This window comes from Tsukamurella asaccharolytica, from assembly GCF_007858435.1.
GTDB lineage: Bacteria > Actinomycetota > Actinomycetes > Mycobacteriales > Mycobacteriaceae > Tsukamurella > Tsukamurella asaccharolytica.
The window spans coordinates 220064-238576 of record NZ_VIGW01000006.1 but is presented as its reverse complement, the minus strand read 5'-3'; the positions used below and the strand labels follow the sequence as shown (position 1 = coordinate 238576).

Here is an 18513-nt window from a genome sequence, read left to right as displayed (position 1 = left end):
ATCTGACGGGGTGGACCCACTGTTCCGGATGGTGTCCGGCCTCCGCGCCCAGGGCTTGTTCTCGCTCCGCATCTCGATGACTCCGCCGTAGTCGGTCGATATCGACGACGCGGCGCCGCTGAGCGTGATCGCGGTCGATCGCGGCGCCGCGTGGATCGCCGGGGAGGGCACCCGGATCCGGCTCGACACGGGAGCCGTCGCCCTGGTCGCGCACGGGCCCCGCTACACCGTCTCGGACGAGCCCGACCGCCCTCCGACCGTCCGGATCGAGCAGGGCGGCGCGTGCGTGCCGCTCACTGAATCGATGCGCTCGACCACGCACCGCGGGCTGCTCACCTGGGGAAACCACGACGAGGGCCCCGATCAACTGCTCGTCGGCACGTATGCATCTTCGTCCCAGGTGGGCCGACACCTCGTCGAGCAGCTGCCGGAGTTCACCGTGCTGCCGCCCGGTGACGTCGACGAGGCGCTGCTCGGGCTGATACGCCGCGAACTCGCGGACCCGCAGCCCGGCCACAGCTTCGTCATCGACCGGTTGCTGGACGTGGTGGTGTGCGCCGCGATCCGGGCGGCGGCGCGCACCGCCCCTACCGGCTGGCTGTCGGGCACCGTCGACGACGTCGTGGCGGGCGCCCTGGACCTGATCCACGAGTCGCGGGAGCAGCCGTGGACGGTCGCCTCGCTCGCAGCCGCCCTGCACGTATCGCGGTCGGGCCTCGCCGCGAGGTTCCGTTCCGGAGTGGGCGAGCCGCCCGGACGCTACCTCACCCTGTGGCGGCTCACCCTGGCTGCGGACGCGTTGACCTCGTCCGACGACGGGCTCGAGGCGATCGCCCGGCGCGTGGGCTACGGCTCGGCGTTCGCGCTCAGCGCGGCCTTCTCGCGCCACCACGGGGTGAGCCCGTCGCGGTACCGCGCCCGCGAGGCCGCAGCCGCGGTCAGCTGAAACCGAACAGCGGTGGGAACGCGAGCGCGACGATCGCGGCCCAGGCGGCGTAGGCCGGCAGCGTGGTGGTCTGCCAGCGCTCGATCGCGGCGAAGTCCCCGCTCCCCCGGGCGAACCCCAGGCCCCGCCACGCCGCGCCCGCGAGGATCACCAGGAGCACGAGATTCAGACCGAGGACCGCGGCCTTGTTGGGCGAGGTGCCGAACTCAGCAGTACGGGTGAGCATCGCGACCAGCACCACGAGGTCCACGGCGATCGCCGCGACCACGAGCGCCACTTGCAGCCGGTCGAAGACGTCAGGGCGTCGGCGCGGATCACGGGCGGAGACCGCGTACAGCAACAGCCCGACCACAAGGACGAGCACCACGGTCATCAGCACCAGCAGGTCCCGGTCGGCGCCGATGAGCCCGGGGCGCGAGGCGAAGGCGCCCAGCACCACGACGAGCATGACCAGCGTGATCGGCGTGAAGATTCGCGTGAGGACCGGCGCGATGTTCTCGATCACCTCCTGCTTGGCCTCCACCAGCCACGCGGCGACCAGGACCGCGCCACCGACGCACACCGGCAGCGCCCACTCGGTGACCGGCGACTCCGCGTCGAGCCCCACGGCCCCGAGCGCGGCGATCGTCAGCCCCGTGATCGCGCCGCCGCCGAGGGCGATGAGCAGGAAGTAGATGACGAACTCGCCGGTGAACCGCACGAAGTCCATCCGCCGCGGTGCCGAGCGCCACGCTCCTCCCGTGTAGGCGACGCCCACGCCGAACCACAGCACCACCGGCGCGGCGACGACGGCCAGGACCTCCGTGGAGCCGCCGGCCGCGAAGGGATACGCCGCGAGCAGCGCCGCCATCGCGACGAAGCCGCCGATCACCCCCGCCGTGGCGCGCGCCGGCATCGCCCGTTTCCACGCGAAGTAGCCGACCAGGAAGGGCGCGATCGCGAAGCCGACGAACCGGGGCGCTGACTCGCCGAGGAGGTGCAGGACCGCGAGGAGCGCCAGCCCGGCGCCGGCGCCGAGCGCGAGCACGACGGGCAGCTCGCCGCGGCGCCCGGACTCGTCGGCGGCGGTGCCCAGCACGAGCTGCTTCCACAGCCGGTCGGAGTGCTCGCGGGCGAACTCGTGCGCCACCGCGTCGACGGCGCCCATCCGCTTGACCGCGACGAGGAAGGACTCGTCGCCGTCGAGGCCGCGTGCCTCGAGGTCGGCGATCGACTCGCGCAGGTGCGACTCGAGCTCGTCGACCTCCTCGGCCCGCACGCGGCGCCGGCCTTCCAGGTAGCCCCGCCACTGCCGGATCTGGACGTCGACCGGGCCGCTCACGCGAGCCCCGGCTGCGGCGCACCGTCGGACCAGAGGCCGTCGAGGGCGGCGCTGACGACCCGCCACTGGTCCCGACGGTCCGCGAGCGCCTCCCGTCCGGCGGGCGTGATGGCGTAGTGCTTGCGCTTGCGGCCGGTGTCGGCGACCTCCCAGCGGGCCTCCACCTGACCGAGGCGCTCCAGCCGGTGCAGCAGCGGATAGAGCATGCCGTCGGACCACTCGAGCCGTCCGCCGGAGAGCTCACGGACGCGGGTGAGGATCGCGTAGCCGTAGCTGTCGCCGTGACTGAGGATGCTCAGCACCAGCGGGGTCGCCGACGCGGCGACCAGATCCTTATCGATGTGCATCCGACCTCCATACCTAGAACCACTAGGTACACATATACCTCGCGGTTCTAGGTACGACAAGGGAGGCGGCCCCGAGCGGACACCGCGATGGCGCCCCCGCACGTCCAGTACCCTGGCACGACGTGACCGAAGTCCCCCGGGTTGCTGCACGCCAGACGCCACCGCCCCTGCCCGCGTCCCGTGCGGGCGCCGCCGAACCCTTCGCCGGCGAAGGCGTGCCCCTCGCCGAGCACGAGTTCTTCGTCGAGGAGTTCCGCGGGATCACGATCGTCGTCGCACTCCCGACGGTCGACACCGCGACGCTGGGGGCGGTCGGCCGCACGGTCGACGCCTTCCGGGCGGGCGACACGCGCTTCGTCTTCGTCGTGCCGGCCGAGCACGTCGCGGTCACCGTCGCCGCGGTCGACGGACGCGCGGTCAACGGCGCGTCCACCTGGACCGACGACACCGTCGCCGAGCTCTGGCTCGCCGTCACCGACGCGAAACGCGTCGTCGTCGGCGCGGACTCCGGGGCGCTCGCGCACACCGCCGGGGCTGTCTCCACGAGCGTTCGCGCGTCGAAGATGGTGCTCACCGATCCGGGCGGGGGGTGGGGCACCCCGCCCCGCAGCTACGCCGATATCGATCTGCACGGCGAGCGGCTCGCGGCCCACCTGGCCGAACGCGGCCTCCCCGACTACGCGCCCGCCGCGCAGGCGGCGCTCCTGGGCGGGGCGTACAGCGTCAACCTCTGCCGCGCCGAGGACCTCGACTACGAGCTCCTCACCTTCGACGGATGCGGCACGGTGCTCACCCACGGCCGGTATCTGCACCTGACGCCGCTCCAGGTCGACGATTTCGCCCGGATCGAATCGCTGGTGAACCAGGGCGTCCGGGAGGGCATCCTCAAACCTCGCAGCCGCGCCGAGATCGCCAGGATGGCGGCCGGCGGCCTGGGCGCCCGCGTGCTGCGCACCGGTCACCTCGCGGGCGTGGTGGGACTCGAAGCGGACCGGTACGCCGGCACCGGCTACGCCGAGGTCTCGGGCCTCATCACGGTCGCCGAGTTCTCCGGGCTCGGCGCCGGGAGCCTCCTGATCGACGGATTGATCGACCTCTGCCGCACCCGGGGGTTGACGCACGTCTTCGCCGTGACCGTCAGCGACAGCGCCGCCGACTTCTTCGTCCGGCGGGGATTCCGGGAGGTCGCGCACCACGACGTCCCCGCCGAGAAGTGGGAGGGCTACGACGCCGGGCGCCTCGATGCCGCGCGCTGCTTCCTGCGCCCGGTCGAGGGCCACTCCGGATCCCCGGCGTCGTAGCCCGTCGTTCCTGGGGTCGGTCCGTTCGTCCGGCCACTTGCCCGGAGGGGACCGAACTCCGCGCGGGGCGGGCATGCGCGTCACGCATGCCCGCCCTGTCGGACACTCGACGTCGGCCCGCGCGGGAGGGCGAGGCCGTCCGTCTCACGCGCCGGGCGCGAACTCCTCCAGCATCTCCGTGACCAGGGCGGCGATCGGCGAACGCTCGGAGCGAGTGAGCGTGACGTGCGCGAACAGCGGGTGCCCCTTGAGCTTCTCGATCACCGCGGCGACCCCGTCGTGCCGGCCCACGCGCAGGTTGTCGCGCTGGGCGACGTCGTGCGTGAGCACCACCCGCGAGCCGGAACCCAGTCGCGAGAGCACGGTGAGCAGCACGTTGCGCTCCAGCGACTGCGCCTCGTCGACGATGACGAAGGAGTCGTGCAGCGAGCGGCCACGGATGTGCGTGAGCGGCAGCACCTCGAGCATCCCGCGCGACATGACCTCGTCCATCACCTCGGGCGAGGCGAGTCCGTCGAGGGTGTCGTAGACGGCCTGCGCCCACGGCCCCATCTTCTCGTTCTCGGACCCGGGCAGGTAGCCGAGGTCCTGGCCGCCCACGGCGTACAGCGGGCGGAAGACGACGACCTTGCGCTGCGTGCGCTTCTCCAGCACCGCCTCCAGGCCCGCGCACAGGGCCAGCGCCGACTTACCGGTGCCGGCCTTGCCGCCGAGGGAGACGATGCCCACGGACTCGTCGAGCAGCAGATCGAGCGCGACGCGCTGCTCGGCGCTGCGGCCGTGCAGCCCGAAGGCCTCGCGGTCGCCGCGCACCAGCTGCAACTGCTTCTCCGCCGTCACCCGGCCGAGCGCGCTCGACGTGCCGCCCAGGAGCCGGACACCGGTGTTGCACGGCAGCTCCCGCGCCGCGTCGTGGTCGACGACGCCGCCCGCGAACAGTGCGTCGATCACCTCGCGGGCGACCTCGAGTTCCTCCATCCCGGTCCAGCCGGACGTCACCACGTCCTGCGCCCGGTACTCGTCGGCGTCGAGGCCCACCGCGCCGGCCTTGACCCGCAGCGGGATGTCCTTCGAGACCAGTACCACATCGCGGCCCTCGGCGCGCAGGTTCAGCGCGCACGCGAGGATGCGGGCGTCGTTGGTCTCCGTGCGGAAACCGACCGGCAGCACCGTCGGATCGATGTGGTTGAGCTCCACCTGCACCGTGCCCCCACCGGGGGTGGGGATCGGCTGGTCGAGGCGGCCGTGCTCGAGCCGCAGATCGTCGAGCATGCGCAGGGACTCGCGGGCGAACCAGCCGAGCTCGGCGTGGTGACGCTTGCCCTCGAGTTCGCTGATCACCACGAGCGGGAGCACCACGTCGTGCTCGGCGAAGCGGGTGATGGCCCAGGGATCGGACAGCAGGACGGAGGTGTCGAGCACGTACGTGCGGGGGGTCTCACGGAAAGACACGGTGACGCTCCTAGCCTGCGCGGCGCCCACGCAAGCGTGTAGCTGCGGCCGGTCGGTCCAAACGTCTCGGTGCGCGGTCTACGCCCCGACGACGAGGACCGGGGCCGGCCCTCTCGCGACGATGAGTCGAGTCACGGTTGGAACCTCCCGGGACGAACTGCTTCCCCGCAATCCGTCACCGCCAAACTATCGCCGAACGCGCCGCGCGGCCCGGAGGCTGCGCGGCGCGTTCGTGAACACTTCGTTACGGGCCGGGAGCGTCGCTACAACGCGAGGCCCCAGGTGGCGAGGACGCCGTTCAGGATCTCGCGGTCCCGCTCGGGCGAGCTGATACCGGCCGCCGTGACGATGCGGCGGGCCTCGTCGAGCCCGTCCGCGGTCTCGGCGCCGATGGGCGAGGCGAGGCGCGCCTGCCCCACGAGGGCGTCCTTGACGTGGCCCTCGTTGACGTCGAGCGCGACGGTGAGCAGCTCGGTCCAGTACTTCTGCTGCACGCGATCGTCGTTCGCGACCTTGCGGAGCGTCGTGACGAGGCCGGCGGGCGTGCCCTCGGCGTTCTCGGCGTAGTCGGCGAGCCGATCGAAGTAGTCGGCGGAGAGGGCCTCGTGGACGATCACCATGGCGATCTGCTCGGCGACGTGGATCTCGGCGCGGGTGCCCTCGTACTGCCGGTAACCGCGGGTCACGGCCTCGAGACGCCACATCTCCAGCTGCTCGACGTCGCAGGTGCGGCTGACCACGACGTGGTCGCGCAGCGCGATCCCGTGGCGGTTCTCCTCGGCCGTCCAGTGGCCGACGAACCTGCCCCAGTCCGAATCGATGAGGTGGTGCTGCGCCAGCAGGCGGTGGAAGGACGGCAGGTGGTCCTTGGTCAGCAGGCCCAGGATCAGGCCGTTGCTCACCACCGCATCGACCTTCACGTCGGCGGGGACGAAGTCCTCGCCGCCGAGGAAGCCGTAGTTGCGGCCGTCGTCCCACGGGATGTAGTCGTGCGGCTGCCAGGCGTCGCCGGCCTCGACGTAGGCCGCGCGGATGTCCGGCAGTGCCTTATCGATGGCGAGCGTCAGGTCGTCCTCGGAAGTGCTGGAAGTCACCCGGACACTGTAAGGCAGCGGCCACCCGGCCTTCAAACCACGGTGGCGACCACGCCGGCCGGTCAGCGCGAGAGCAGACCCCAGTCCTCCAGGCCCTCGTAGAGCGGGACCTCGAGCGCCAGCGCGGAGACACGGGCGCGCAGCGCGGCCGTGTCGGCGGCCGTGCCCTGCGCGAGAGCGGTGCCGATGATGTCGGCGACCTCGGTGAACTCCTTGTCGCCGAAGCCGCGGCTGGCCAGGGCGGCCGTGCCGATCCGCAGGCCGGAGGTGACCATCGGCGGGCGCGGGTCGAAGGGCACGGCGTTGCGGTTGACGGTGATCCCGACCTCGTGCAGGAGGTCCTCGGCCTGCTGGCCGTCGAGGTCGCTGTTGCGCAGGTCGACGAGCACGAGGTGCACGTCGGTGCCGCCCGTGAGCACGGTGACGCCGGCGTCGGCCACGTCCTTGCCGTTGAGGCGCTCAGCGAGGATCCTGGCACCGTCGAGCGTGCGCTGCTGCTTCGCACGGAACTCCTCCGTGCCCGCGACCTTGAGCGCGACGGCCTTGGCGGCGATCACGTGCATGAGCGGGCCGCCCTGCTGGCCGGGGAAGACCGCCGAGTTGAGCTTCTTGGCCCACTCCTGCTTCGCCAGGATGATGCCGGAACGGGGGCCACCGAGGGTCTTGTGCACCGTCGAGCTGACGACATCGGCATGCGGGACGGGGCTCGGGTGCAGGCCGGCGGCGACGAGGCCGGCGAAGTGCGCCATGTCGACCCACAGGTGGGCGCCCACCTCGTCGGCGATGGAGCGGAAGGCGGCGAAGTCGAGGTGCCGCGGGTAGGCGGACCAGCCGGCGACGATCACCTTCGGCTTCGAATCGAGGGCGATCTTGCGCACCTCGTCCATGTCGACCCGGTGATCCTCCTTGGAGACGCCGTAGAAGACGTTCTCGTAGAGCTTGCCGGAGAAGTTCAGGCGCATGCCGTGGGTGAGGTGACCGCCGTGTGCGAGGTCGAGGCCCATGAGGGTCTCGCCCGGCTCCATGAGGGCCTGCAGCACGGCCGCGTTGGCCTGCGCGCCCGAGTGCGGCTGGACGTTGGCGAAGTCGGCGCCGAAGAGCTCCTTGGCGCGACTGCGGGCCAGGTCCTCGACCACGTCGACGTACTCGCAGCCACCGTAGTAGCGGCGGCCCGGGTAGCCCTCGGCGTACTTGTTGGTGAGCACGGAGCCCTGCGCCTGCAGCACTGCCCGCGGCACGAAGTTCTCCGAGGCGATCATCTCCAGCGTGTCGCGCTGCCGCGCGAGCTCGCCGTTCATGGCGGCCGCGACCTCGGGATCGAGTTCGGCCAGGGACGCGGAGTTCACGCTGGAATCGCTCATGCGCTCATCCTAGGCCGCGAGCTCCCGCCGCAGCGCCGACGGGGTGAGTGGCTCATCGAGCAGCCTCCCGAATCGATCCAGCCGCGCGGGCCCGGAATCCGCGCGATCGAGCCAGGCGTCCAACAGTGCGTAGCCCTCGACGTAGGTGCTGATGTACGCCCGCCACAGCGGCGAGCCGACGAACCGCAGCGCCTGCCGTGCGCTGCGCTCCGCCATGAGGCCCCAGCGCTGCAGGTACGCGGCCACGTCGTCCTCGCTCGCGTGCTGGTCGTGCAGCAGCAGCGCGGCGTCCTGCCGCACGTGCAGCAGGCCCGACGAGGCCGTCGCGATCCGCTCGGCGAGCTCCCCGTCGAAGGACAGGCCGAGGTCGGCATAGATCTCCTGCGCCCAGCGGCCCCAGCCGGGGCCGATCGCGGCGTGCAGGGCGTGGTCCGCCAGCCCCTCCGCCATGAGGCACTGCGGCGTGTTGACCAGGAAGATGGTCTGTTCCGCCTGCTTCGCGCCACTCTCGGGGCACGCCACCAGCAGCTGCTCCTTGCGGCAGTGCTCGGTGTGGTGCCCCGGGTAGGCCTCGTGCGCGATGAGGTGCGGCAGCCCGGAGAGGTACTGCGGCAGGTCGCCGTTCACCGCTACCCGCGAGGTGTAGTCGCCGAGGTAGTAGTTGAAGCCGGACCAGGGCTTGTCGTGCTCGATCTCGAACGCCACCGTTTCCGTCGCGGGCAGCGGGTACCGCCCGCGCACGATGTCGCGGAGCGCGCCGGCGAGGGCGTCGACCACCTCGGGGACGCGCTCGGCGGGCACCAGGAAGCGGTCGCGCTGGGCCTGCATGCGGGGCTGCAGCGGGCCCGACCCGGGCAGCAGCTCGTCGAGCGCGGCGTGCGCCGCCTCGTAGTCCGCCGTGTCGCCCAGGGCGATGTCGACGTCGAAGTAGGCCTTCACCTCGTCGACGAAACCGATCGGCGCACCGTCGAACTTGCGGGCCGAGCACTCGAGCGCCGCGACGTGCCCGGCCAGGAACTCCCGCCGCGCGGGCGTGAGCGCCGTGTCGGCCTCGACGTCCCGCAGTAGGGCTCGCGCCTCGGCGGCGAGGCGGGCCGGTTCGGGGGCGTCCTCGGCCGCCACGGCCCGACGGTGCACCGGGTCGCCGAAGTAGGCGTCCACGAAACCGGATTCGATGCGGTCGAACCGCAGGCCGAGCCGCAGGTAACGGTCGGTGACGCTCAGCTCCTCCATGCGTGCCAGACTAGAGGGCATGTCTGACGCGGGGTGCCTCGTCCGGTGAGCGAACCGAGCCCGTACATCGAGCTCGACCGCGCTCAGTGGCGCGAGCTCCGCCAGTCGACCCCCCTGTCGCTGACGGAAGCGGACCTGTCCGACCTCCGCGGCCTGGGCGAGCAGATCGACCTGGCCGAGGTCGCCGAGGTCTACCTCCCCGTCTCCCGCCTCATCCACCTGCAGGTCGCCGCCCGGCAGCGGCTCTACGCCGCCACCGCGACCTTCCTCGGCGAGCAGCGGCACGACGCCCAGGTTCCGTTCGTGATCGGCGTCGCCGGCTCGGTGGCGGTCGGCAAGTCGACGACCGCCCGCGTGCTGCAGGCGCTGCTCGCGCGGTGGGACTCGCACCCGCGGGTCGATCTGGTGACCACGGACGGCTTCCTGTACCCCACCGCGGAGCTGGAGCGGCGGGGCATCATGCACCGCAAGGGCTTCCCCGAGTCCTACGACCGGCGCGCGCTGTTGCGGTTCGTGACCACGGTGAAGTCGGGCGCGGAGGACGCGACCGCGCCCGTGTACTCGCACCAGCTCTACGACATCGTGCCCGGCGAATTCATCCACGTGCGCCGACCCGACATCCTCATCGTCGAGGGACTCAACGTGCTGCAGACCGGGCCGCGGCTCATGGTCTCGGACCTGTTCGATTTCTCCGTGTACGTGGACGCGCGGATCGAGGACATCGAGCGCTGGTACGTCGACCGCTTCCTGTCGATGCGGACCACGTCGTTCGCGGACCCGGCCTCGCACTTCCACCACTACGCCGGGCTCTCCGACACCGAGGCGCGCGACCGCGCCGAGGGCATCTGGGCGGGCATCAACCGGCCCAATCTGGTGCAGAACATCCTGCCCACCCGCCCCCGCGCGACGCTGGTGTTGCGCAAGGACTCCGATCACTCGATCAACCGCGTGCGGCTGCGCAAGCTCTGACGCTACGCGCCGAAGCGGCGGTGCCGGGCGGCGTAGTCGCGCAGCGCCCGCAGGAAGTCGACGCGGCGGAACTCCGGCCAGTAGGCCTCGGTGAACCAGATTTCGCTGTACGCGCTCTGCCACAGCAGGAAGCCGGAGAGCCGCTGCTCCCCCGAGGTACGAATCACGAGATCGGGATCGGGCTGCCCCTTGGTGTACAGGTGCTGGTCGATCCCCTCGACGGTGACCGCGTCCACCAACTCCTCCGCGGTCATCCCCTCGGCGATGCGCGCGCGCAGCAGCGACTGGACCGCGTCGACGATCTCCTTGCGTCCCCCGTAGCCGACGGCCACGTTGACGTGCGTGCCGGTGCGACCCGCGGTCCCCTCGGCGGCGGCGGTGAGTCGCCGCGCCGCGTCGGGCCGCAGCAGGTCCATCGCGCCGACGATCTTGACGGACCAGTTCTTGTCCGGGCCGGAGATCTCCTCGACGACGTCCGTGATGATCTCCATCAGTGCGGCGAGCTCGTCGGGATCGCGCTGCAGGTTCTCGGTCGACAACAGGTAGATGGTGGCGAGCTCGATGCCGGCCTCGTCGCACCACTCGAGCATCTCGGCGATCTTCCGCGCACCCATGCGGTAGCCGTGGCTCACGTCGCTGAACCCGGCGGCCCGCGCCCAGCGCCGATTGCCGTCGCAGAGGACCGCCACGTGGCGGGGCCGCTGCGCGCCATCACGATAGGCGTTGGTGAGCTCGCTCACCAACCGTCGCTCGTAGAGCGCGTAGGCGGGCGAGACGAGCTTGCGGGCCGCATCCGTAGGAAGCGACACGGGCAGTCTGAGGGCACTCACCACGGAGGCAACACTACGCCGCCAGCCCTGTGCTCCCGCTGAGGTTCAGCCGTGGGCAGCGTAGATCGCGGCGGCGAGCTCCGTACGCAGGGCTTGAAATTCGGGCGAAGCGGTCACGGACGGGTCGCGTACCGTGTCCGGTCCGTCGCTCGGAAGCTCGACCTTGCGGTCGATCACCACGCGGCCCGGCCGGGCGCTCATCACCAGCACGCGGGTGCTCAGGAAGACCGCCTCCTCGACCGAGTGGGTGATGAAGACGATGGTCTTTCCCGCCTCTCGCCAGATCTTGAGCAGGTCCACCTGCAGGCGCTCGCGAGTGAGCGCGTCCAGCGCGCCGTAGGGCTCGTCCATGAGCACGATCGCGGGGTCGTTGACCAGCACGCGGGCGATCTGGGCGCGCTGCTGCATACCGCCGGAGAGCTCGTAGGGCCGCTTGTCGCCGAAGTCGCCGAGGCCCACGAGGTCCAAGAGCTTCTGCGCCTGCTCCCGCCGCTCGGCCTTGCCCACGCCGCTGACCTTGGGCCCGAACTCGACATTGCCGCGCACCGTCAACCACGGGTACAGAGTGGGTGCCTGGAAGACCACGCCGCGGTCGGCCGACGGTGCCGTCACCCGCGCGCCGCCGACCTCGACGACGCCCTCGGTGGGGTCCTCGAACCCGGCGACGAGGCGCAACAGGGTCGTCTTACCGCAGCCCGAGGGCCCGACGATGGAGACGAACTCGCCCGGCTCGATCGTCAGGTCCGTCGGCTGCAGCGCAATGGTCTGCCCGCTCGCGGTGTCGTAGGTCTTACCGACCCCCGTGAGCTCGACGCGTTCGGTGCGGGTCACTTCGCTCCCCCTTGTGCGGCCTCGGCGTAGACGCCGTCGATGTAGTGCTGCGCCGGAGCGACGCCCTGCACCTGCCCCTGCTGGAGCAGGAACTCCGCGGTCTTGCGGATGTCGGCACCCAACTGGCCGCCGAGGTGGTCGGGGCCGGCCTGAGTCTTGGCGTCGAAGTAGGCGTAGCCCTTGATCTGCGTGAGCACTTGGTCCGGCGGCACGCCGAGCTGGCCGGCGATGTGCTCGGCCGCCTTGTTCGGATCGGTGTTCAGCAGATTCGCGGCCCAGCCCTGGACGGCGGTCCACACCTTGAGGAAGGCCGGGTTGTTCTTCACGAAATCGCCACGGGCGCCCTCGAGGTCGTACGTCGGTGCCCCCTGCTCGGCGACCTGCGCGCTCGTCGTGAGCACGGTTCCCTTGAGCTGGCTCAGGGTGGGTTCCCAGATGTACGTGGCGTCGATCTGGCCGCCGCCCCAGGCGCCGCGAATGGCATCCGGCGCGAGGTTGATGACCTGCGCGTCGGTGACTCCCGCCTTGTCGAGGGCGGTGAGCAAGCTGTAGTGGGCCGTCGACGCGAAGGGCACCGCGATCCGCTTGCCCCGGAGATCGGCGACGGTCTTGATGCCGTCGCCGCGGGCCACGAGCGACTCGGCGGCCCCGATCCGGTCCTGGATCCAGATCACCTTCATGTCGATGTTGAGCGGTGCGCTGAGCGCCTTCGCGGCGGGCGCGCTGCCGAGCAGGCCCACGTCGAGGCTGTTGGCGCCGAAGGCCTGGATCACGTCGCCGCCGGAGGCGAACTTGCTCCACACGACGTTCACGTTGGGCAGGCAGGTCTTGAGCAGGCCGGTGTCCTTGACGACGAGGTCGCCGTTCGGGATCTCCTGCCAGCCGATCCTGACGGTGCCCGTCACCGTCGGGTCCGGGTCGACGGGGCACGCTGTCGCCCCGCCGATGGAGCGGGACTGTTCGGCCCGGCCCGACTCGACGATGCAACCGGTGAGAGTGAGGCCGACGGTGCCGGTCACCAACGCCGCGCGCACGAAGCGCTTCAGGCGGTTCATGCCTTCCCCTTCCACGGGACGGCCAGCAGGCCGATCCACTTGATGAGCGAGTCCAGCAGCAGGGCGGTGACTCCGATGACGATGATGCAGGCGATGGTCAGCGGGGTGTTGAGCTGCTGGCCGGCGAGGTAGGCGAGGCCGCCGATGCCGGGGATACCGTTGTTGAGCTCGGCCGCGACGACGGTCGTCCAGGCGAAGCCGACGGCGATCCGGATGCCGTTGATGACCTCGGGCAACGTGGCCGGGACGATGACGCCGCGGATGGTCTGCAACCGGTTGGCGCCGAGCGCGCGGGCGGCGTTGATCTGGTCCTGGCTCACGCCCTGCACACCGTTCACCGTCGAGATCGCGATCGCCGGGAAAGCGGCAAGGAACAGCAGCCAGATCTTCGAGGTGTCGCCGATGCCGAACCACACGATGAGCAGGCCGATGTAGCCCAGCGGCGGCAGTGCGCGCAGGAAGTTCAGGTAGGGCTCGATGATCGTGTTGATCGTCTTCGAGGTGCCCATGGCGAAGCCGAGGAGCGGTCCGATGATGATCGCCGCGCCGACGCCCGCGAAGATGCGCTGCAGGCTGGCGACCAGGTGCTCCCACAGGAAATAGTTCTGCTCGCCGAGCACCTCGCGCGGCACGCCGGGAGCCACCTGGTGCCAGGTGCTCGCGCGCACCGCGGCGTCCCAGACCGCCTTCGGCGTCGGCAGGAAGGTCTCGTCGATCAGCCGCAGCCCGCTCACCAGCCACCACACGGCGACGAAGACGAGCAGCGCGATGATGCGGACGAGCCACGACCTGACCGCCTGCGGCAGCGGCTCGATGACAGCGTTCTTGACCCTCAGTAGCGGGGGCTCCCCGGCCATGGATTCCTCTCCGGCACCCCCCTGGGCACTCGACCGACAGACTTTGTCAGACGACTATCCGTTGCGGAACCTTTCGAATCGCGGTGATCGTTAGGTACGCCGGTGATCGTTAGGTGCGCCGGTGCACGTTGCGAGCGGCTACCTGGTCCCGGGGCATGATGTGGATGCTGTCGATGTTCACGTGCGGCGGACGGGTGACGGTCCAGGTCACGGCGTCGGCGATGTCGTCGGCGGTGAGATTGTCGACGCCCTCGTAGATCTTGTCGGCCGCTTCCTTGTCGCCCCCGAGCCGCACCACGGAGAACTCCGTCTCCACCAGGCCGGGGTCGATCTCGATCACGCGGATCGGCTCGCCCTTGAGCTCCAGGCGCAGCACGCGGGTCACCGCGCGGGCGCCGTGCTTCGCGGCGTTGTAGCCGGCACCGGTCTCGTAGGCCTCGAGCGCGGCGACGGAGCCGATGGTCACGACGCTCGCGGCCGGCGACGCCCGCAGCTTGGGCAGCAGCGCCTGCGTGACCCGCAGGATCGACAGGACGTTGATGTCGTACATGCGCGCCCAGTCGGCCTCGTCGGCGGTCTCGATCCGGTCCACGCCCAGGGCGCCGCCCGCGTTGTTGACGAGCACGTCGACCTTCTCGATCGCGTCGGTGAAGGCCTTCACCGATTGCACATCGGAGACGTCGAGCGGCAGCGCGGTGACGATCCGCTCCGGGTGCTGAGCCTCGATGTCGGCCTTGAGCGCCTCCAGCCGCTCGGTACGGCGGGCTCCGATCACCACGTCGAACCCCGCACGTACCAGATGCCGCGCGGTGGCGGCTCCGATCCCGCTGCTCGCTCCGGTGACGACGGCGACTTCAGCCATGCGTGTTCTCCATTCCCACGTCGATACGGTGATGTTCCAGGTCGTGCAGGGCGTAGACGGCGAAGGAATCGACTGTGAACGCGGAGCCGTTGGAGCGCAGCCCCGTCCGCGCCCAGTCGCCACCGCCGACGCCGCGATACGACTCGGCGAAGGCCTGCGCCTCACGCGCCAGCTCGGCGGCGACGGCGCTCGGGTCCTGCTCGCCGTAGGCGTCCTCGACGGCCGTCGCATCCTGGTCCCAGTTCGCGAACGTCGCGCCGTCCTGAGTCAGCATCAGCGCCAGGCGCTCGCGCATGATGCGGTGGACGTCCCGCACGTGGCAGCCGTATTCGAGCACCGACCAGGTCTGCTCGTCGGGGCGTCGCATCGCATCCGGGCGGGCGAGCGCGGCGTCCCAGCCGCCCGCCGAGCGGGCGATGCGGTCGGCTACGTCCTCGCGGCGGACCGTCGACGGGTCGAATCCGCAGTCCGCGCACGGCCGCTCTATGACCCACGTCCAGTCCTTGACATCCGGTGTGATCGCCACGGCGAACAACCTACTCCGCGTTCCGAAACTCCGGGGTTTCCGGCGGTTCGCGGCGCGATCCCGCCGCGACCGGCCGCAGCACCCGAATTTCGGGACACGCCTCAGCGCAGCGCGGCTGCGAGATCGTGCAGCACCGAGTCGGTGGTGCCGAAGTCCATGCACTTGTCGGTCACGGACTGGCCGTAGACGAGTTGCCCGGGGCCGGGCTGCTGCGCGCCCGCGACCAGGAAGGACTCGAGCATGAGACCGGAGATGCCGGGCTCCCCCGAGGCGATGCGCGTGGCGATCTCGCGCGCCACCTCGGCCTGCCGGACGTGGTCCTTCCCCGAGTTGGCGTGCGAGCAGTCCACCATCACCGACGGCGCGAGGCCGGCCTTCTCCAGCGCGCCCACGGCGGCGGACACCGACGCGGCGTCGAAGTTGGGGCCGCCGCGGCCGCCGCGCAGGATGATGTGGCAGTTGTCGTTGCCGACGGTCTCGACGACCGCCGCGGCGCCCTCGTCGTCGGTCCCGAAGAAGACGTGCCGTGCCCCGGCCGACAGCGCACCGTCGATCGCGACCTGGACGTTCCCGTCGGTGGCGTTCTTGAAGCCGATCGGCATCGACAGCCCGGAGGCGAGCTGGCGGTGCACCTGCGACTCGGTGGTGCGGGCGCCGATCGCGCCCCAGGCGACGGTGTCGGCGATGTACTGCGGGCTCGTCGGCTCGAGGAACTCGCAGCCCACGGGAAGGCCGGTCTCCAGGATGTCGAGCAGCAGCCGCCGGGCGGTGCGGAGGCCGCGGGGCACATCGTAGGACTCGTCCATGCCGGGGTCGTTGATGAGGCCTTTCCACCCGACGGTGGTCCGCGGCTTCTCGAAGTAGACGCGCATCACGACGAGCAGCTCGTCGGCGAGCTCGTCGGCGATCGGCTTGAGCCTTCGGGCGTAGTCGAGGGCCGCCTCGGTGTCGTGCACCGAGCAGGGGCCTACGACGACGAGCAGTCGCTGGTCCCGGCCGGCGATCACGTCGGCGACCGCGGCGCGGTCGGCCTCGACCTGGGCGGCGAGGCGGGGCGCGAGTGGCAGCTCGTCCCGCAGTTGCAGCGGCGAGGGGATCGCGTGGAACGCCGAGACCCGGCGGTTCGATGTCGACGCCGGCGTTTCGAGTTCGATGGTCATGGGAAACCTTCCTGGTGGAGGCACCAGAGCCCTTCCGGTGCCATAGAAAAAGGCAGCGAGTGATCTCGCTGCCTTCGGCTCCGGGTTCGTACGGTCGGGATTATCCGCGCACGCGCGCATCACCGACGGCTCCACCCGGAGCCTCGATAAAGCGCCAATACGCGTTCATACCCACGAGCCGAACCTAGCACAGCTAGCGCAGGATCTCTGTGGCGAGGGTCTCACCGTCCGTGACGGGCAGCGAGCACACGGCGCCGTGGCACACGTACGCCGCAGCCCGCCCGTCGACGGGCCCGCGCCCCTCCAGCAACGGATGCGAATCCTTCGCTCCGGCGACGACAACCGCGCCGCCGGGCGCCAGCCGTCGCGCCTCCGCGACGAGCGCGGCGGCGCCGGCTCCGTCGGCGACGGCGATCTGCAGCCCCGCCGCGGCCTGCTCGGCCACGGCGAGATGGTGCCCCGCGCCGCGCGGTACGCGCCGGATCAGCTCCCCCGAGCGCGCCCGCGTGGCGGCGGCGAGCGCGGCGTACCGCTCGCCGAGCAGCGCCTCGGCGTAGGTGAGGGCCTCGGCGATGAGGCTCGCCCCAGCAGGGGTGGCGCCGTCGGCGGGGTCACGCGGACGAGTCAGGAGCGCCTCCCCGTCCGACGGTGCGTCGTACCAGCTCCCGCTCGCCGCAGGATCGGCGAACCGCTCGACCGCGGCGTCGAGGATCGCCGCAGCCGCTGCGGCCCACTCGGATCCGCCGGCGTGCTGCGCCAGTGCGAGCAGCCCGGTGACGAGCGCAGCGTAGTCCTCCAGCATCCCGTCGGCCTCTCCGACCGCTCCGCCGAGCGAGCTGCGGCGCAGTCGCTCACCGTCCCAATGGGTTTCGAGCACGTACCTGGCGATCGCCTCGGCCTCGTCGAGCCGGCCCGCTTCGGTGAGGGCGGTGATCGCGAGGCCGTTCCACACGGTCACCACCTTGTCGTCGCGGCCCGGCTGCGGTCGCAGCGTGCGTGCGTCGAAGAGCCGCCGGCGCACGTCCGCGAGACGCACCGGGTCGGGTTCGCCGAGCAGTTGCAGGGTGGAGTTGCCGTGCTCGAAGGTGCCGCCCGGGGTGACCGCGAAAATCTCGGCGGCCCAGGCACCGTCGGCCTCACCGAGCACCTCGACCAACTGGTCCGGCGTCCAGACGTAGGTGGCGCCCTCGACTGAGTGACCGTCGACGACGGTGTCCGCGTCGAGCGAGGAGGCGAGCCCGCCGCCGTCGACGCCGAGGTCGCGGATCAGGAAGTCCGCGGTCTCGTCCGCCACGCGCAGCGCCAGTGGCGAGCCGGTCCGCCGGCCCAGGTGCGCGTAGAAGCGGAGCAGCAGGGCGTTGTCGTAGAGCATCTTCTCGAAGTGCGGGACCACCCAGTCCGCGTCCACGGCGTACCGGGCGAAGCCGCCGGCGAGCTGGTCGTAGATGCCGCCGCGGGCCATCGCCTCGGCGCACCGCACGGCCACGCCGTAGGAGGCGGGGTCGCCGGTCCGCTCGTGATGCCGCAGCAGGGCCTCGACGGTGGCCGACGGCGGGAACTTCGGCGCGCGACCGAATCCGCCCGACGGGTCCTCGTCGGCGCAGATCGCGCGGACCGCGGCGCCCAGGTCGTCCGCGGAGGGGGCGGCACCGTCGGGCAGGCCGGCGGAGGCCTGCCGCAGGTGCGCGGCCACCTGCCCGGACACCCGGCTCACCTCGTCGCGGCGCTCGCGCCAGGTGTCGGTGATGGCCTCAAGGAGCTGGGGGAAGCTCGCCTGGCCGTTCCGCGGCTCGGGCGGGTAGTAGGTGCCGCAGTAGAAGGGCTCGCCCGACGGGGTGAGGAAGCAGGTCATGGGCCAGCCGCCCTGCCCGGTCATGGCGACGGTGGCGTTCATGTAGATCGCGTCGAGGTCGGGGCGCTCCTCCCGGTCGACCTTGATGCAGACGAAGCCGGCGTTCATCTGCGCCGCGATGGTCTCGTTCTCGAAGGACTCGTGCGCCATGACGTGGCACCAGTGGCACGCGGCGTAGCCGATGGAGAGCAGGATCGGCACGTCGCGCTCGGCTGCCTCCGCCAGCGCGGCCTCGCTCCACTCCCGCCAGTGGACCGGGTTGTCCGCGTGCTGGCGCAGGTAGGGGCTGGTGGACGCGCCGAGACGGTTCATGTCCCCATCCTGCCTCAGACCGCAGACACGGCGCGTTGTCGACGAACGGGGATCAGCGTCGACATGGCGCTCCTGATGCCGGACGTCTTCCGCTAGCGACGCCGTCGCCTTAGTCCGACGGTGCCGCCCGCGCCGGGTGCCTGCCGGTACGGGCGGCTCCGTCCGGCCCGCCTCGGTGTGCGGATACACGCTGCGGTTAATTCG

17 protein-coding genes are annotated in these 18513 nt (G+C 71.2%); 3 read left to right on the top strand and 14 right to left on the bottom strand.

Annotated elements, in window-relative coordinates; translation table 11 throughout:
• The first annotated feature begins 100 nt into the window (after nt 1-100).
• A complete protein-coding gene (locus tag FK529_RS13655) occupies nt 101-946 on the top strand; it encodes an AraC family transcriptional regulator (protein WP_331456329.1) in 846 nt (281 codons plus the stop codon).
• On the opposite strand, the gene FK529_RS13650 is transcribed toward FK529_RS13655, so the two are convergent.
• On the bottom strand, nt 939-2267 hold the full coding sequence (locus tag FK529_RS13650; protein WP_146562003.1) for a permease prefix domain 1-containing protein: 1329 nt from the start codon (nt 2265-2267) through the stop codon (nt 939-941). The genes FK529_RS13655 and FK529_RS13650 overlap by 8 nt on opposite strands.
• On the bottom strand, nt 2264-2614 hold the full coding sequence (locus FK529_RS13645; RefSeq protein ID WP_146562000.1) for a PadR family transcriptional regulator: 351 nt from the start codon (nt 2612-2614) through the stop codon (nt 2264-2266). Before FK529_RS13645 ends, FK529_RS13650 begins: the two co-directional genes overlap by 4 nt.
• Before the next feature lie 122 nt (nt 2615-2736).
• On the opposite strand from FK529_RS13645, the gene FK529_RS13640 reads away from it, so the two are divergent.
• Nucleotides 2737-3915, top strand: a complete 1179-nt coding sequence (locus FK529_RS13640) for a GNAT family N-acetyltransferase (protein ID WP_231703071.1) — start codon at nt 2737-2739, stop codon at nt 3913-3915.
• Between the two features lie 144 nt (nt 3916-4059).
• Here the strand turns inward: FK529_RS13640 and phoH2 are convergent, their stop codons facing one another.
• The 4 genes from phoH2 to FK529_RS13620 all read right to left on the bottom strand — a co-directional run bounded on the left by phoH2 (nt 4060) and on the right by FK529_RS13620 (nt 9055).
• On the bottom strand, nt 4060-5367 hold the full coding sequence (gene phoH2, locus FK529_RS13635; RefSeq protein WP_146561998.1) for an RNA 5'-3' helicase PhoH2: 1308 nt from the start codon (nt 5365-5367) through the stop codon (nt 4060-4062).
• Between the two features lie 263 nt (nt 5368-5630).
• Nucleotides 5631-6461 (bottom strand): acyl-ACP desaturase, encoded by an 831-nt coding sequence (locus FK529_RS13630; protein ID WP_158635117.1) that lies wholly within the window; start codon nt 6459-6461, stop codon nt 5631-5633.
• Between the two features lie 62 nt (nt 6462-6523).
• The gene (glyA, locus tag FK529_RS13625; RefSeq protein WP_146561994.1) at nt 6524-7822 is read right to left on the bottom strand and encodes a serine hydroxymethyltransferase; all 1299 of its coding nucleotides are present in this window, start codon (nt 7820-7822) and stop codon (nt 6524-6526) included.
• Nucleotides 7823-7831: 9 nt separating this feature from the next.
• Nucleotides 7832-9055 carry a DUF885 domain-containing protein gene (locus FK529_RS13620; RefSeq protein ID WP_146561992.1) on the bottom strand — a complete coding sequence of 408 codons (1224 nt, stop codon included), beginning with the start codon at nt 9053-9055 and terminating at the stop codon, nt 7832-7834.
• 33 nt (nt 9056-9088) lie between these two features.
• Here FK529_RS13620 and coaA point away from each other — a divergent pair, with 33 nt between their 5' ends.
• On the top strand, nt 9089-10024 hold the full coding sequence (gene coaA / locus FK529_RS13615) for a type I pantothenate kinase (RefSeq protein WP_146561990.1): 936 nt from the start codon (nt 9089-9091) through the stop codon (nt 10022-10024).
• 2 nt (nt 10025-10026) lie between these two features.
• Here coaA and FK529_RS13610 read toward each other — a convergent pair whose 3' ends face one another.
• The 8 genes from FK529_RS13610 to FK529_RS13575 all read right to left on the bottom strand — a co-directional run bounded on the left by FK529_RS13610 (nt 10027) and on the right by FK529_RS13575 (nt 18309).
• Nucleotides 10027-10833, bottom strand: coding sequence for an isoprenyl transferase (locus FK529_RS13610; RefSeq protein WP_146561988.1), 807 nt, complete (start codon nt 10831-10833; stop codon nt 10027-10029).
• 66 nt (nt 10834-10899) lie between these two features.
• The gene (locus FK529_RS13605; protein WP_146561986.1) at nt 10900-11685 is read right to left on the bottom strand and encodes an ABC transporter ATP-binding protein; all 786 of its coding nucleotides are present in this window, start codon (nt 11683-11685) and stop codon (nt 10900-10902) included.
• Nucleotides 11682-12740: a taurine ABC transporter substrate-binding protein gene (locus FK529_RS13600; RefSeq protein WP_146561984.1), complete on the bottom strand. Its 1059-nt coding sequence runs from the start codon at nt 12738-12740 to the stop codon at nt 11682-11684. Before FK529_RS13600 ends, FK529_RS13605 begins: the two co-directional genes overlap by 4 nt.
• Nucleotides 12737-13597: an ABC transporter permease gene (locus FK529_RS13595; protein WP_146561982.1), complete on the bottom strand. Its 861-nt coding sequence runs from the start codon at nt 13595-13597 to the stop codon at nt 12737-12739. The genes FK529_RS13600 and FK529_RS13595 overlap by 4 nt, the downstream gene beginning before the upstream one ends.
• A gap of 109 nt (nt 13598-13706) precedes the next feature.
• A complete protein-coding gene (locus tag FK529_RS13590) occupies nt 13707-14459 on the bottom strand; it encodes an SDR family NAD(P)-dependent oxidoreductase (RefSeq protein ID WP_146561980.1) in 753 nt (250 codons plus the stop codon).
• Nucleotides 14452-14985, bottom strand: coding sequence for a DinB family protein (locus tag FK529_RS13585; RefSeq protein ID WP_146561978.1), 534 nt, complete (start codon nt 14983-14985; stop codon nt 14452-14454). The genes FK529_RS13590 and FK529_RS13585 overlap by 8 nt, the downstream gene beginning before the upstream one ends.
• Before the next feature lie 101 nt (nt 14986-15086).
• Nucleotides 15087-16145: a 3-deoxy-7-phosphoheptulonate synthase gene (locus FK529_RS13580; RefSeq protein ID WP_146561976.1), complete on the bottom strand. Its 1059-nt coding sequence runs from the start codon at nt 16143-16145 to the stop codon at nt 15087-15089.
• A gap of 193 nt (nt 16146-16338) precedes the next feature.
• On the bottom strand, nt 16339-18309 hold the full coding sequence (locus tag FK529_RS13575; RefSeq protein WP_146561974.1) for a thioredoxin domain-containing protein: 1971 nt from the start codon (nt 18307-18309) through the stop codon (nt 16339-16341).
• Nucleotides 18310-18513: the final 204 nt, after the last annotated feature.